The organism is Microcystis sp. BLCC-F210 (assembly GCF_042134685.1).
In the GTDB taxonomy this organism is placed as follows: Bacteria; Cyanobacteriota; Cyanobacteriia; order Cyanobacteriales; family Microcystaceae; genus Microcystis; species Microcystis aeruginosa_D.
Map to the genome: position 1 here is coordinate 4432874 of NZ_CP169647.1, position 14055 is coordinate 4446928.

Annotated in this window: 12 protein-coding genes; 2 read left to right on the forward strand and 10 right to left on the reverse strand. The window is 42.3% G+C overall.

Annotation, left to right across the window (positions count from 1 at the left end):
* Positions 1-106: 106 nt before the first annotated feature.
* On the reverse strand, positions 107-1414 hold the full coding sequence (locus ACE3JL_RS21580) for a hemolysin family protein (protein ID WP_271990097.1): 1308 nt from the start codon (positions 1412-1414) through the stop codon (positions 107-109).
* A gap of 267 nt (positions 1415-1681) precedes the next feature.
* Between ACE3JL_RS21580 and ACE3JL_RS21585 the strand changes: the two genes are divergently transcribed.
* On the forward strand, positions 1682-3166 hold the full coding sequence (locus ACE3JL_RS21585; protein WP_375328346.1) for a glycosyl hydrolase family 57: 1485 nt from the start codon (positions 1682-1684) through the stop codon (positions 3164-3166).
* Between the two features lie 459 nt (positions 3167-3625).
* Here ACE3JL_RS21585 and ACE3JL_RS21590 read toward each other — a convergent pair whose 3' ends face one another.
* From ACE3JL_RS21590 to ACE3JL_RS21625, 8 genes are all read right to left on the reverse strand, one after another.
* On the reverse strand, positions 3626-4015 hold the full coding sequence (locus ACE3JL_RS21590; RefSeq protein ID WP_375329644.1) for a type II toxin-antitoxin system VapC family toxin: 390 nt from the start codon (positions 4013-4015) through the stop codon (positions 3626-3628).
* Complete coding sequence (locus ACE3JL_RS21595) at positions 4009-4272, reverse strand: type II toxin-antitoxin system Phd/YefM family antitoxin (protein WP_002752677.1); 264 nt, start codon at positions 4270-4272, stop codon at positions 4009-4011. The genes ACE3JL_RS21590 and ACE3JL_RS21595 overlap by 7 nt, the downstream gene beginning before the upstream one ends.
* A gap of 25 nt (positions 4273-4297) precedes the next feature.
* Complete coding sequence (locus ACE3JL_RS21600) at positions 4298-4453, reverse strand: PIN domain-containing protein (RefSeq protein ID WP_108937235.1); 156 nt, start codon at positions 4451-4453, stop codon at positions 4298-4300.
* Between the two features lies 1 nt (position 4454).
* Positions 4455-4703 (reverse strand): hypothetical protein, encoded by a 249-nt coding sequence (locus ACE3JL_RS21605; RefSeq protein ID WP_375328347.1) that lies wholly within the window; start codon positions 4701-4703, stop codon positions 4455-4457.
* 111 nt (positions 4704-4814) lie between these two features.
* Positions 4815-6839 (reverse strand): tetratricopeptide repeat protein, encoded by a 2025-nt coding sequence (locus ACE3JL_RS21610; RefSeq protein ID WP_375328348.1) that lies wholly within the window; start codon positions 6837-6839, stop codon positions 4815-4817.
* A gap of 102 nt (positions 6840-6941) precedes the next feature.
* A complete protein-coding gene (locus ACE3JL_RS21615; protein WP_375328349.1) occupies positions 6942-8258 on the reverse strand; it encodes a P-loop NTPase fold protein in 1317 nt (438 codons plus the stop codon).
* A gap of 374 nt (positions 8259-8632) precedes the next feature.
* The gene (locus tag ACE3JL_RS21620) at positions 8633-9034 is read right to left on the reverse strand and encodes a phage integrase SAM-like domain-containing protein (protein ID WP_002748346.1); all 402 of its coding nucleotides are present in this window, start codon (positions 9032-9034) and stop codon (positions 8633-8635) included.
* Positions 9035-9171: 137 nt separating this feature from the next.
* Positions 9172-9990 (reverse strand): hypothetical protein, encoded by an 819-nt coding sequence (locus ACE3JL_RS21625; RefSeq protein WP_271989535.1) that lies wholly within the window; start codon positions 9988-9990, stop codon positions 9172-9174.
* A gap of 245 nt (positions 9991-10235) precedes the next feature.
* Here ACE3JL_RS21625 and ACE3JL_RS21630 point away from each other — a divergent pair, with 245 nt between their 5' ends.
* Positions 10236-11399 carry a cysteine desulfurase family protein gene (locus tag ACE3JL_RS21630; protein ID WP_271989536.1) on the forward strand — a complete coding sequence of 388 codons (1164 nt, stop codon included), beginning with the start codon at positions 10236-10238 and terminating at the stop codon, positions 11397-11399.
* 722 nt (positions 11400-12121) lie between these two features.
* Here ACE3JL_RS21630 and ACE3JL_RS21635 read toward each other — a convergent pair.
* Positions 12122-13588, reverse strand: a complete 1467-nt coding sequence (locus tag ACE3JL_RS21635; RefSeq protein WP_375328350.1) for an NADH-quinone oxidoreductase subunit M — start codon at positions 13586-13588, stop codon at positions 12122-12124.
* Positions 13589-14055 lie beyond the last annotated feature (467 nt).

The following is a 14055-nucleotide window of genomic DNA, read 5'->3' on the forward strand; positions in this document are numbered from 1 at the left end:
TGGCGAGCGAGTGGGAGGAACCACAGAGACACAGAGGACACAAAGATTGATCAATCCTTTGTAAGTTAAACTTATCACACAGAATTTAGAAGAGCCAATGGGCGAATTACAAATCATCCAACAAGAGCGTGACTAACACCTTATCGACGCGATTACCGTCCATATCCACCACTTCCAAGCGCAACCTTTGCCATTCAAAATGATCAGCAGCTCCCGGAATCCTGCCAAGATGGGTAATAATAAAACCCCCTAAAGTGTGATAATTCCCCTGTTTTTCCCCGGGTAATTCACTAATTTCAAATAATTCTTTAAAATCTTCGATCGCTACTGTGCCATCGATCAACCAAGAACCGTCTTCCCGCTGCACGATCTGAGCATCTTCAATATTATCTAATTGGGGTAAATCGCCGACAATTGCCTCTAAAATATCCTGGCGCGTCACCAATCCTTGAATCACCCCATACTCATCCACTACCAAGGCAATATGATGGCCACTTTGCTGCACCAATTCTAAAACCTTTAAACCCCTAGTGCTTTCCGGTACAAAAAGCGGCTGCTGTAAATCCTTCGTTAGGTCGAAACTTTCACCGGTTAAACAATCGGCCAATAAGTCTGTGACTTCGATTACCCCCAAAACCTCATCTAAACTGCCCTGACACACAGGAAAACGGTTATGATTGCTCTCAATTAGCTTCTGGCGGTTAATTTCGGCACTATCTTCCAAATCTAGCCAAACAACATCCGGACGCGTGGTCATAATCTGACTTACTCGGCGATCACTCAATCCTAACACCCTTTCCACCATATCCTGTTCTGCTTCCTCAAAGGTTCCCGCTTCGGTTCCCTGTTTAAGCATAATTTTCAATTCTTCCTCCGTAATGGGGGAATCATTATTATTCCCGCTAATCCCCAACAAACCGAGAATCAGATTAGTCGATTGACTCAAAAGATGGACAACAGGCGAAACAATTTTTGATAACCTATTGAGAGGATCAGCAACGAGGATAGCGATTTTTTCAGGATTACTTAAACCTAACCGTTTCGGCACTAATTCCCCCACCACTAGGGATAGATAGGTAATAATTAACACCACTAATCCTAATCCCAAAGCTTGACTATAGGGGGCTAAAACGGGAACTCGCGCCAATAATTGGGCCACACTGACCGATAAATTGGCTCCTCCGTAGGCCCCGGCAAAGATACCCACGAGGGTAATGCCAATCTGCACCGTCGATAAAATTTGATTGGGATCATTGGCCAATTTTAAGGCCACCGCCGCCCGTCGATCATCTCTGGCTAATTGTTCCAAACGGATTTTGCGGGCTGAGACAATGGCAATTTCCGAGAGAGCAAAGACTCCATTGAGGAGGATGAGGAAGAAGATAACAAGAATTTCGGTAGTCGCCGAGAACATGGTTAAAATTTACAGGTAAAAGGGCGGATAGTTGTTTAGATCATAGTGGGAGGATCGGTTAAGTTCAGTAAAGAATCATCTTGATTTTTAACGAGTTACGAAGGCTTGTGTCTGGAGAGGGTTACTCCCAGTATAAATGGGATAGGATCAAGTCCGCACTCTTAGCTCAGTTAGCAGTGAACAGTCAAGAGTGACCCGTTGCCAGTCAAAAAAGTTGTCCCTGGGAGAGTGGGGACAAACTATCTCAATCTATTCGCCTGAAAAATTATGATCGCTACACCTGTATCATCGAAATCGAACCCTATCACGGAAATACGCCCCGGACTACCAACTATTTGCGGTTGGGAACAGGAAATCGCAGCGATTGTCAATCACGATGATCCGATCTTTTTACCGACAACAAATCTCAAATTAGACAATATTAAAGCTGGTTTTGCCTGTGCCTTGCATATGCACCAACCCACCATCCCCGCGGGTGTTAACGGGGAATTAATCTGCAATCTCCAGCATATGTTCGAGCATCAAGGGGATGGTGATAACCATAATGCCAGCGTTTTTGCCTGGTGTTACAGTCGCATGGGCGATTTTATCCCGGAATTGGTGGCGGAAGGCTGTAATCCCCGAATTATGCTCGATTATTCCGGCAATCTCCTCTGGGGTTTGGTACAGATGGGACGGCAGGATGTCCTCGATAAACTCAAGTTAATCACCTGTAACAGTCAATATCAACCCTATGTGGAATGGTTGGGAACGATGTGGAGTCATGCGGTGGCTCCTTCCACACCGATTCCCGATCTAAAATTACAGATGCAAGCATGGCAAACCTATTTTGCCTCGATTTTTGGCCCGGATGCCCTAAAACGAGTCAAAGGGTTCTCTCCCCCAGAAATGCACCTTCCTAACCATCCTGATACCCTCTACGAGTATATTAAAGCTCTGAAAGAATGCGGTTATCGTTGGTTATTGGTACAGGAACACTCGGTGGAAAATCTCGACGGTTCGGGATTGAGTCAGGAACAAAAATATATTCCTAATCGCCTGGTGGCCCGCAATTCTCGCGGTGAAATGATTGCCATTACTGCTTTGATTAAAACCCAGGGTTCCGACACCAAATTAGTCGCCCAAATGCAACCCTACCACGAGGCTAAATGCCGCGGTAAACAGCAAATCGGCGGCGTTTGGGTTCCTTCCCTAGGTTCCCAGATTGCCGACGGTGAAAATGGTGGCGTGATGATGAATGAATTTCCTCGCGATTTTCCCAATCCTTGGCGGGAAATGCAGGGGGGTTCCAGTGTGGCAGGATTTAACGGTACGGAATATCTGGAGTTAATCGAGGCTGCTGGTGTTAATCCCCAAGATTATCCGGCAATTCAAGCCGTACATCAGCATAAAATCTGGCAGCGAGTTAATCCGGATGCGACTACCCCAGAAGCGGTAGAACAGGCGATCGCTGATTTAAAACAGTCCGACCACCGTTTTAGCATGGATGGGGCATCTTGGACAAATGATCTCAGTTGGGTGCGCGGTTACGAAAATGTCTTGGAACCGATGAACCAATTAAGCGCTAAATTCCACGAGAAATATGATCCTTTAGTACAAGCGGATCCTAGCTTCACCCGACGGCCGGATTATCTGGAGGCACTGCTTTATAATTTGCTCGTGCAAACCAGTTGTTTCCGTTATTGGGGCCAGGGTACTTGGACCGATTATGCTCGCACTTTGTACGAAAGAGGCGCAGCCTTAACCCGCTAAGATAGCAAGATATCTAGGGTGCAGATTCTGCGCCCTAGTAATACTAAATCCGTTGAGTATAGGTAATATATCAGGATAGGCAATAGGCAATAGGCAATAGGCAATAGGCAATAGGCAAAAGGGGGAATAAATAATCAGTTTTTAATAACTGGATTTAGTATAATACAAAAATATTACTATAAGTTCTTCGCCGATAACGGCCGCTACTAGCATTGATCTCAAAAAGCTAGAAGATTTAATTAGGGTTGGCTGAAAAAGTACGGGCGAAGCATTCGGATAGGAAATCTACGGTTTCACCGATAGGTTATTGTCCGAATGCTTCGCCCCTACAGGACGCGGGCCGATGAAGACGCAAGGTTTTGAACGACGATTCTCTCAAAATCTTGCACCTGTGAGAGCAAAACAGAACCCTAAAACCCTTACCTCGTCTATATTTCACATTTATTCAGCAAGCCCTATCTACCAATCTATCTGAACAGGATATTTTGCTAATATTGAATCATGGCTAATCAGTCTAGCATTTTCAAGATTAGCTTGAGCAACTAACAAGCGGTCAAATGGATCTTTATGGATGTTAGGTAAAGTATTTAAAGCTAAAACATGGCTGACTGTAATTGATAAAAGGCCAATTTGGTTAGTTTCCTGCTGAGTATTAATCATTTCTGCTAAAGGTATCTTGAGTGATAGTTTACCTAGTTGTAGTTTGATTTGCATTTCCCAAATACTTGTAATACTAAGTAACAGCGTATTACTAGGATCTCTACACAGTTCTAAAGCTCTTTGAGAGAGTTTTTCTGGTTCGCTATACCACCAAATAAATGTATGGGTATCTAAAAAAATTTTTATGATTCACCCGTCCAAAATTCTTCAGGAAGTGGCTCATCAAAATCTTCGCTAGTCCTAATTTTTCCAGCGTGTAGTCCTGGTTGTCGTAACTTAGGAGAAGGAGTTTCAGACGTTGTTTTTTCAGTATCTCCCCAAGGAATTAGACGAGCTACGGGCTTGTTTCCTTCGGTTATAATAATTTCAGTATCTACCTTTATTAAGGCAAGTAGTTCTTGTAAAGTTAACTGTACTTGATTGAGATCAATAGTTTTGTTTGACATGAATAATTTTCTCTCTTTATTTACTTCACAAAATAAAACAGGATTCAGTGATAACTGCCTCACAAGTTAATAAAGGGTTGGCAACTTTTTCCCATTGCTGAATTACCCAATTGTGATAATTATCACTCCGGTCGAGAACGGCGACTAAGACCCCCGTATCTAGAATTACTCTTTTAAGCATATTAGACTAGATGCTTCTTTTTAAATTCCCTCTTTTTTAGGGATAAATCTCCTTTACCACTGTCTAAACACCCCACTAAGTCTCCGGCTGATTCTAAAGCAGAAATTTCTCTTTCTCCCTCATGAATTGCTGTCTTATCTGCTTTAAGTTGCAAAAATTCAATAAACTCTATTACTTGTTGTTGTTGTTGTGGGTTGAGGGTTTGCAGTTTTTCTAAAATGGTTTGTTGGTGGGTGTTTGACAGTGTCATAGCAATTGTTCTCCTGATTAGGATCGAAAGTTGTGACTTAAGAGTTATTATACCCTAACTCTGATGATGGGATTGCTTTCGACATAGATAGTTATCTCTTTTTTTATTTACTTAACTTAGCAATGATTGAAACCGCTCATCTCCCCGAATCTGCTCAAAATCTTTATCTGTTTTTGCCAGATCCTGATATTCGACATCAAGACTGATAGCGCGTTGTAAGTTTTCGATAGCTAATTCCACATTATTTTGTAAGCCATAACAGCAAGCTTTATTGTAGTAAGCATTAGCATAATTTGAATTAATTTTAATAGCACGATCACAAGATTCTAATGCATCTTTATATCGTCCCATACAAGTTAAAGCAGCTCCTCGATTACCCCAAGCTTCATGGTAATCGGGTTTCAATTCTAAAGCTCGATCGCAGGATGCGATCGCTTCCTCAAATCTGCCTAAATTACCTAACGCATTCCCTCGGTTGTTCCAAGCTTCATGGTAATCGGGTTTCAATTCTAAAGCTCGATCGCAGGATGCGATCGCTTCTTCTAATCTGCCTAAATTCTTTAACGCAATCCCTCGGTTGTACCAAGCTTCATGGAAATCGGGTTTAATTTCTAAAGCTCGATCGTAGGATGCGATCGCTTCTTCTAATCTGCCTAAATTACATAACGCATTCCCTCGGTTGTTCCAAGCTTCATGCAAATCGGGTTTAAATTCTAAAGCTCGATCATATGATGCGATCACTTCTTCAAATCTGCCTAAATTACATAACGCAAACCCTCGGTTGTACCAAGCTTCATGGAAATCGGGTTTAATTTCTAAAGCTCGATCGTAGGATGCGATCGCTTCTTCAAACCTGCCTAAATCATCTAACGCATTCCCTCGGTTGTGCCAAGCTTGATGGTCATCGGGTTTAAATTCTAAAGCTCGATCGTAGGATGCGATCGCTTCTGCAAATCTGCCTAAATTACCTAACGCAATCCCTCGGTTGTTCCAAGCTTCATGCTTATCGGGTTTAATTTCTAAAGCTCGATCGTAGGATGCGATCGCTTCTGCAAATCTGCCTAAATTACCTAACGCAATCCCTCGGTTGTACCAAGCTAGATGGTAATCGGGTTTAATTTCTAAAGCTCGATCGTAGGATGCGATCGCTTCTGCAAATCTGCCTAAATTACCTAACGCAATCCCTCGGTTGTACCAAGCTAGATGGTAATCGGGTTTAATTTCTAAAGCTCGATCGTAGGATGCGATCGCTTGTTCAAATCTGCCTAAATCATCTAACGCAAACCCTCGGTTGTACCAAGCTTCATGGAAATCGGGTTTAATTTCTAAAGCTCGATCGTAGGATGCGATCGCTTGTTCGTATTCTTTTCCCATTTGATGAATTAAGCCTTTTTCATGCCACAATTCAGATGCTTGAACAGGATCGAGAGATGGGGAATCGCTTAAATAGGCCTTAATTTCGGCTAACTTTTCCTGTCGTTGTTGGGGAGTGAATTGTTGATAGGTATCGAGATCGCCGTCTAAATAAACCAGTCTTCTAATTTCTCTTTCCAATATGTCCTTATCCGTCGGAAATTCATAAACTCCCGAATACCAATCAAAAAAATCCGACGCACGACGAATAAAATACCGCAAGGCAAATTCTGGCAATAGGAATACTAAAGTAAAGGGAAATTGCCGCTCAAATCGCTCACGGGATAGGTTTAAATAGCCTAAAATCTTAGGAACTCCGGCCCAGGTTCCCCCATAAACCGGACTTTGACTCGACAAGAAATAGCCTTCACTTTCCGCTTCTTCGTAGCGCAGTAGTGCATTTTCTAAACCGCGCACAAAAAGAATGTTTAGATTGGTATAATTTGGTAGATCGACAATTTTCTCATACAAATTATCGGTTTCTGAATCAAGCTGCAGGACTTGAATATTTTTATTAGGTAAATCTTGACTGATTCCCCGAATAATCTCATCAGCTTGCACGGGAGAACAGCGAACAAAGAGTAAATTAAAGCCATTTTTTCGTCTCAGCGATCGCAGTAATGCTTGATAGGATTCTGCTGCTGTTAGGGGTTGCTCTTCTGGCAATCCTTTAAAATCCGATTCCTGAAAGTTAGTTAAGGGTTTTACTTTTGGGTTTGTCATTATTATATATAGCTGTATTCAGATTTATGAGGTACACTGATTTTCTTACCTGTTCCCTGTTTCCCGCTCCCCATTCATCATTCATCATTCATAATTTATCATTCATAATTCATCATTAAACTCCTTAATTTTGGTAATTAAAGGATGCACATCATACCAACTTTTCAACTCTGCATCTGCATCAAAATAAGCATATTGTAAAATACAACGATTGAATAATAATTTACGATGAGCTTCATCATTTTGAATTTCGTTGGTACGATATACCTTAGCCAGAATTTTCCACTGCTCGTGTTCTACTGTTCTCTGATAAACATCTCTAGCTTGAGTTATTGCTCTTTGAGCAGCTTTTGCGGTAATAGGTAAAGCATCCACATGATCTAAAGCGGTTTGCATTAATAAAATTAGGTTTCGTACATGACCTCCAGTCATTAAACATAATCGCTCCAGAACTTCTTGACTTTCAAAAATATCTGTTTCTAGCTTTTTCTTCGGTAAAAATTGCTGCGTTCTTTTCTCAATAATAGCCTTAATTTTTGCCATACCATCGGGATTAATAGTACGATCAAGATTGCGGAGCATAATCATCGGTAAAACCATCGGGTCATTATCATAAATATCCCGTAGATCATTGGCCCGATTAGAATAGGCCATTGAAATAGGTATAGTATAGATCAAATGACAATTTAACCCCTTTAATTGATTAGCTCGATCTAAAAAAATCTCATCATGATTAGTTTTATGATCTCGCCGATATATCGGCACAATCCGATCTAAGTTATCAACAATTACCACTAACTTTGTTGAATCATCTAAGACGGTTTTGCTATTATCAATAAACTCATTTAGTGCTGTTAACAGGGTAACAGTATGAGGATTGATTTTATTTCTTATTTCTTGTCTTTGACTGGGAATTGCCCGAATCGCCGCAGACATTTTACCAAAATATTTAATCAATTCTCCCGTTTCTAATTTGACATCTTCCACTTTAATCTCTGTTAAAGCTAAATCAATTAAATCCTGCCAACGGGATTTTATCCAGTTTTTTAAAGGGGTTGAATTAGCCTGTTTTAGTTGTTCTAATAAATGGCGCGTACAGGCAATGAGAATATCTGTATATTGAGCATCTTCTGGATCGATATCGTCTTCATCTGCCGCAAAATAAACAACAAAACAATTTTTTTGCTCTAGATATTTTTTCAGCCGCAATAATTCCGTGGATTTCCCCCCTCCTCGATGTCCTGTGTAGAGTTGATGGGTGTAGTCTGTTGGCAGCGCACGAATAATTTTTCTGCCTAAATCTTGACAAACATCGGCATCCGCTCTCACTGCTTTTAGATCCACATAAAAGGGACTATCGGCAGGTAAAGGAACTGGTTTAAAGGCATTAGCAAGATTAGCGATTAATTGTTCAGACATAGGCGACTATAGCTTAATTGATGTCATTATTATAACAATAATTAGGGTTTGCTGAATAAATGTGAAATGTAGGCAAGGTAAGGGTTTTGTGGCTTTTCTGGCGAAACAGGTGCAAGATTTTTAGAGAATAGTGCTTCCAAACCTTGCGTCTTCATCGGCCCGCGTCCTGTAGAGGCGAAGCATTCGGGCAATAACCTATTGGTGAAACCGGAGATTTTCTATCCGAATGCTTCGCCCGTACTTTTTCAGCAGACCCTAAGTAGGTAGGTGTTAAAAATTGTCAGATTTCCCCCCTTATCAAGAGAGGATTAAGAATTGCTCTTCGGTTAAAATCACCAAACATCCCACATATCTTCACTCAATGGGTCATCGTATCACTCTAGGGTTTCCAGCCATTCACTCAGTTCTTCCTTGATGGTTTCTTTAAGTTCTCGCAAATCATTTTTATCTATTAGACCTTTTTCAAGTAAGAAAGTGTAGAACTTTTTCAGACTACCTGCGTTAGCCTTGAGGCTTGATTGACTGGCCCACAGTGCCTTTTTGATAAACCAATAACCCAAAAAGTCACCGACCATATCTACCCCGTCCTTAGCTTCTACTGCATCCTCATAGAGTAAATATTCGTTGATATAAAAATCTATATTTGAAATATGATTATTAATGGTTTTTTCCGACAAACCTGATGATTCTAGCCAACTCTCAAAATCCTTTAGTAATTCATGATTGACTTTTCTTATCCTTTGACAGTCAGCCTCATATTTCTGGGAATCATCCATCTCAAATTTCTCTCCTGCAAATCGCTGCTCGATGGTCAATAGGGTAATCAATCAGGTGTTCTTTTCCAAGCGTCTAAAGCCGCCATTTTCTCAGGGTTAACGTCGGCCAACCGCCAGAATCGCCTTTCTCTTTTCTGCTAAATAGCTTCAACGATGTTAGACTGAATTTGCTCAATGATGGCGGCCACATCTTCTTCTGTATCTCGAGGTTGGGTTAATTCCACATCCGTTGAGGAGAGGTACATTTGGGACCAGTTTAACTTTTCCATTTCACACTGGTCAATCACCGAACTGGGGATGTTTTTCAGGGTGATGCTATCCCATTCAATGCCGATGAGATTGCTCTGCCGCTCAATTATCACAATTCTTCCTTGCCAACCACCGATGTCAGTCCCCAAATCTGGGTCAAGTACACCCTGTTTGACGATGACCGAGTCGCCGACTTTGAAGGCAAACTCTGACTCGGAAAATTCTGGCGACAAGCTGGAGGCAACCGAGAGATGATACTCGCTTCCTAGCTCTTTTAACTCAAAATCCACAATCATCCGCTTGTTTTCCGAGAAATAACGGTTTTTCCTAGCGATTAGCTCCTGGATTAGCTCTTGAATCTCCGCCTTGAGCCTTTTATCTCCTTTAAGAAGGTCTTTATTAAAAACTCGGTCTATCATCTCTTGCCGCTTTGATTCGGGGGACAACGCCAGATTCCAAGCGATTATCCCTATGGTCAGCAGTGTTCGCATAGATCCCTTCGTTTCATTGGATTTGCGGTAAGGCTCGATAAAATCCTCCAGAACTTCCGACATTGTGACTTCCCCAGAAGGAGAGACGATAAAGTCCTTGAAAGGCAAGGACTTTTCTCTTAATTTCTTCTCAAAGCTTTTCAAGGGTTTTTCGGATCCTTGGGACATTTTCTGCAGCCTGAGCAGTTCACTAAATGCCTTCGATTTTTTAGCCATGATTGAGCGGGAAAATATGTGTTAGTAATCCTGTTGGGTTACTGAACAACATTGGAATAGGGAAATTGTAACTGCTGTCAGAGAGCGATTGCGCTCTCATTATTAAATCTTAAAGTTCTGGTCTGAGTCGTCAGCTGTTGACTACTATCCGATACTTTTTTGTTAACATAGATTAACAATCCACTTTCAGAGATTCTCTTAAAACAGAGGATATCTCCTTCCCGAATCCCCCGCAGGGGAAAAATATGTCTCAAAAACCGATTTATCTAGATTGCCACGCCACAACACCCCTAGAGCCGCAAGTTCTGGCGGCGATGTTGCCCTATTTTACCGAACACTTTGGTAATGCCAGTAGTATTAATCATGTCTATGGTTGGACAGCCGAGGCCGCAGTTAAACAGGCAAGAGAAACAATCGCCGCTGCTATTAATAGTAGTCCCGAAGAAATTATTTTTACCAGTGGAGCAACGGAGGCTAATAACCTCGCTATCAAAGGGGTTGCCGAAGCTTATTTCGCCAAGGGAAGGCACATAGTTACGGTGGTGACAGAACATCGGGCCGTTTTAGATCCCTGTCATTATCTGGAAAAATTGGGTTTTGAGGTGACAATTTTACCCGTCGGTGCTGATGGCCTAATTGACTTGGAACTACTAGAAAAATCTTTGCGTCCTGACACGATTTTGCTGTCAATTATGGCTGCTAACAACGAGATTGGGGTGATTCAACCTTTAGCGGCAATTGGGGCGATTTGTCGCCAGTATCAGGTACTTTTTCATACGGACGCGGCCCAAGCAATCGGCAAAATTCCCCTAGATGTGGAGGAAATGAATATAGATATGATGTCCTTAACTGCCCACAAAGTCCACGGACCAAAGGGAATCGGTGCGCTGTACGTCCGGCGCCGAAACCCCAGAGTCCGTCTCGCCGCTCAAATTCAAGGGGGAGGCCAGGAAAAAGGATTGCGATCGGGTACAATATTTACACCGCAAATTGTCGGTTTTGCCAAGGCAGTAGAATTGGGCATCAAAGCGATTGAAGAAGATAACAGCTACTTAAATCAGTTAAAAGGCCGTTTATGGGAGATTATCAGTCAATTAGACAGAATTTATCTCAATGGTCATCCTAGCCAAAGATTAGCCGGAAATTTGAATATTAGTATTGAAGGGGTGGACGGTGCGGCATTATTGTTAGGATTACAGCCAATAGTGGCTCTTTCCTCCGGTTCTGCCTGTTCTTCTAGCCATACCGCCCCCTCCCACGTTTTAACTGCCTTGGGTCGCCCCGAATCTCTCGCCTACGCTTCCCTGCGCTTCGGGTTGAGTCGTTTTAATACTTTAGAAGAAATTGAACTGGTGGGGGAACAGGTGGTTTTAACGGTTAATTCCCTCCGCAAAGCCAAAAATTTTTGACGTTTCGGCGCCTATCCACCAGTTGCTTTCGGTCTAGGTTTAAAAAATTCCGAAAAAGCTTTCTAAGCTAAGACGTATGGTTCTTCGGTTTGTGTTATGCAATGGACTGGGGTTATAAGAGATGTAACCCTTATTTAGAAAGGCATTTGGCGATTTTTGTCAATTGTTTTTGATCTAGAGCGAACTCATCAATTAAGTCTCTTGCCAGATAAGGATTTAGTCAATTTATGTCCCCTATCGAAACATAACAAGTAACGAAGAACCTAAATTATTACAGATGTATCAGCGGCTGCGTGTAAGCATCCCACCGAAAAACTAATGCGCGGGGGGTTTGGGGGCGGCGCCACGCCCCCAACGGGGGGTTTGGGGGGTAGAACCCCCCAAAAGCTTGGATTGAGTGATAAAATCGGAAGTAACGCTAAATTCATTGAGGGGTAGAACCCCCCAAAAGCTGGGATTGAGAGATAAAATCGGAAGTAATACGGCCATCCGTTGAGGGGTAGAACCCCCCAAAAGCTGGGATTGAGAGATAAAATCGGAAGTAATACGGCCATCCGTTGAGTATAGGCTACATATCAGGACAGGTAATAGGCAAAAGGCAAAAGAGAAATAGATAATCAGTCTTTGATAACTGGATTTAGTTTTAAACCGCTTATTCTCAGGTTAACCGAATCTCCTCCAATCCCTTTACTGTTGCCGACCGCCGACCACCTCCGTTAGGATTACCTTTGACTGATTGCCGTGCCGGTTAATAACATTGATGCTTGGTTTTCACTCCAGTGAATCATCCAACTCGGTTGTAATCCCAAAACAATAATAAATAAAGCCAAAGCAATTTCGGGAAATCTTTCGGGCCAGGTACTGCGAGGAATGCGCGATAATTCGGGGGTTAAACGACCAAAGAAAACCCGATTAATCATCAGGAGAAAATATACTGCGGTTAAACCACTAGCAACCAAACATAAGAGCGTTTGTATTGGAAAAATCGGGAAACTGCCACGAAAAACTAAAAATTCGGCAATAAATCCCACCATTCCGGGGATGCCGGCACTGGCCATAGCCGCTAAAATCATTAACATTCCCGTGATTGGTAAACCTCTTTCTGGATTTAATAAACCGCGTAGATAATCCACATCCCGGCTGCCGGTTTTTTTATACACTACTCCCACCAACAAAAATAACAAAGCGGAAATTAAACCGTGACTAATCATCTGCAAAATCGCCGCAGTGATGCTTAATCTGGTGGTGGCCGCCGCCGCTAGTAAAATATAGGCCATGTGGGAAATGGAAGAATAGGCCACTACTTTTTTCATATCCTTTTGGGCAATAGCGCAACTAGCCCCGTAGAGAGCGCTGATAGCTGCTATCGTTGCTAACCAAGGGGCGAGAGTCACCCAAGCATCGAGAAATAAACCGACTCCAAAGCGCAGCAGTCCATAGGTTCCTAATTTGAGTAATATTCCCGCTAAAAGCACAGAAACGGGGGTAGATGCTTCCACGTGGGCATCCGGTAGCCAAGTATGAAAGGGAAAAATCGGGATTTTGATGGCTAATCCAATCAGAAGGGGGATGAGGAGCAGTAATTGGGTTTTAACGTCTAAATTATTCGATAAAAGGGGGTTATAGGCGAAATTATTAGCACCAGTTAGCCAAACTAAGCCAAGGAAAGAGATTAGCACTAAAAAGCCTGAAATTGCCGTGTATAATAAAAATTTCATGCCCGCATAACCGCGTCTTTGACCCCCCCAAATGGCAATGAGAAAGTAAAGGGGGACAATTTCTAATTCGTAAAATAGGAAAAATAGCAGTAAATCCTGCGCTAGAAAGGCTCCCGCTACTCCAGCATTGAGTAACAAGAGTAGGGAATAGTAAAATCTCGGCCGGTTAACCTCTGTACCACTAGCATAAAGAGCAATTATTGTCAAGATGCTGTTAAGAAAAAGTAATGAAAATGATAAGCCATCGACCCCGAGGGCATAATTGAAACCGAGGAAATTAATCCAAGGCAGGTTAACCGTGAACTGCATTTGCGGGTTACTAGGGTCAAATTGCCAGCCAAGGAGAATATTAAGCAGTAAGAGAACGACAGCAAGAGCTAGAGCTAATCCTCGCACTTTTTTCGCCTCTAGAGGCGTGTAGGCAATCAGTATCGCCCCTATAATCGGTAGCCAAATAAAAGCGTTGAGCATTCTTTAATGGGGATGACAAGCCTTCCCATTATTGCCTGAGCGGTCAATCTTTAGCAAGATAAGTAGATAGGTGTTAAAAGTTGTCGGACACCCCCGTTATCAAGGTAGGGTTGATTCAAGGTAGGGTTGATTCATGAATCAACCCTACAGGGAAAGGGGGGATCGAACCTAAAACCCATTTTCAATTTAATTATAACCAGCTACTTAGGACGTACCTTTAAATCAATTGACTTATAACAGCGAAATGCCTCCTCCACTTGAGATAAACTTTTATAAGCTTTAACCGAGGTGGCTGAAGTTTGTTCTGTTTTTCAGCATATCACCTTCCCCTTTTTTAACTTTTCTCAGAAAAAGAGTTAGCCCTGTGACTGGGTTAAACTTGCGGGCCCAGCGAACTACTTGGTGAACGCCTGATTGGTAGCGATCGCCTAATTAGTAACGATCGCCCGACTGGTAATGATCGCCTG

What these genes read in the sequence shown, in the direction of transcription:
- ACE3JL_RS21620 (WP_002748346.1), bottom strand. Translation starts at nt 9,034, where the DNA reads ATGGATGATTCCCAGAAATATGAGGCTGACTGTCAAAGGATAAGAAAA.
- ACE3JL_RS21625 (WP_271989535.1), bottom strand. Translation starts at nt 9,990, where the DNA reads ATGGCTAAAAAATCGAAGGCATTTAGTGAACTGCTCAGGCTGCAGAAA.
- ACE3JL_RS21600 (WP_108937235.1), bottom strand. Translation starts at nt 4,453, where the DNA reads ATGCTTAAAAGAGTAATTCTAGATACGGGGGTCTTAGTCGCCGTTCTC.
- ACE3JL_RS21595 (WP_002752677.1), bottom strand. Translation starts at nt 4,272, where the DNA reads ATGTCAAACAAAACTATTGATCTCAATCAAGTACAGTTAACTTTACAA.
- ACE3JL_RS21630 (WP_271989536.1), top strand. Translation starts at nt 10,236, where the DNA reads ATGTCTCAAAAACCGATTTATCTAGATTGCCACGCCACAACACCCCTA.
- ACE3JL_RS21580 (WP_271990097.1), bottom strand. Translation starts at nt 1,414, where the DNA reads ATGTTCTCGGCGACTACCGAAATTCTTGTTATCTTCTTCCTCATCCTC.
- ACE3JL_RS21585 (WP_375328346.1), top strand. Translation starts at nt 1,682, where the DNA reads ATGATCGCTACACCTGTATCATCGAAATCGAACCCTATCACGGAAATA.
- ACE3JL_RS21605 (WP_375328347.1), bottom strand. Translation starts at nt 4,703, where the DNA reads ATGACACTGTCAAACACCCACCAACAAACCATTTTAGAAAAACTGCAA.
- ACE3JL_RS21615 (WP_375328349.1), bottom strand. Translation starts at nt 8,258, where the DNA reads ATGTCTGAACAATTAATCGCTAATCTTGCTAATGCCTTTAAACCAGTT.
- ACE3JL_RS21610 (WP_375328348.1), bottom strand. Translation starts at nt 6,839, where the DNA reads ATGACAAACCCAAAAGTAAAACCCTTAACTAACTTTCAGGAATCGGAT.
- ACE3JL_RS21635 (WP_375328350.1), bottom strand. Translation starts at nt 13,588, where the DNA reads ATGCTCAACGCTTTTATTTGGCTACCGATTATAGGGGCGATACTGATT.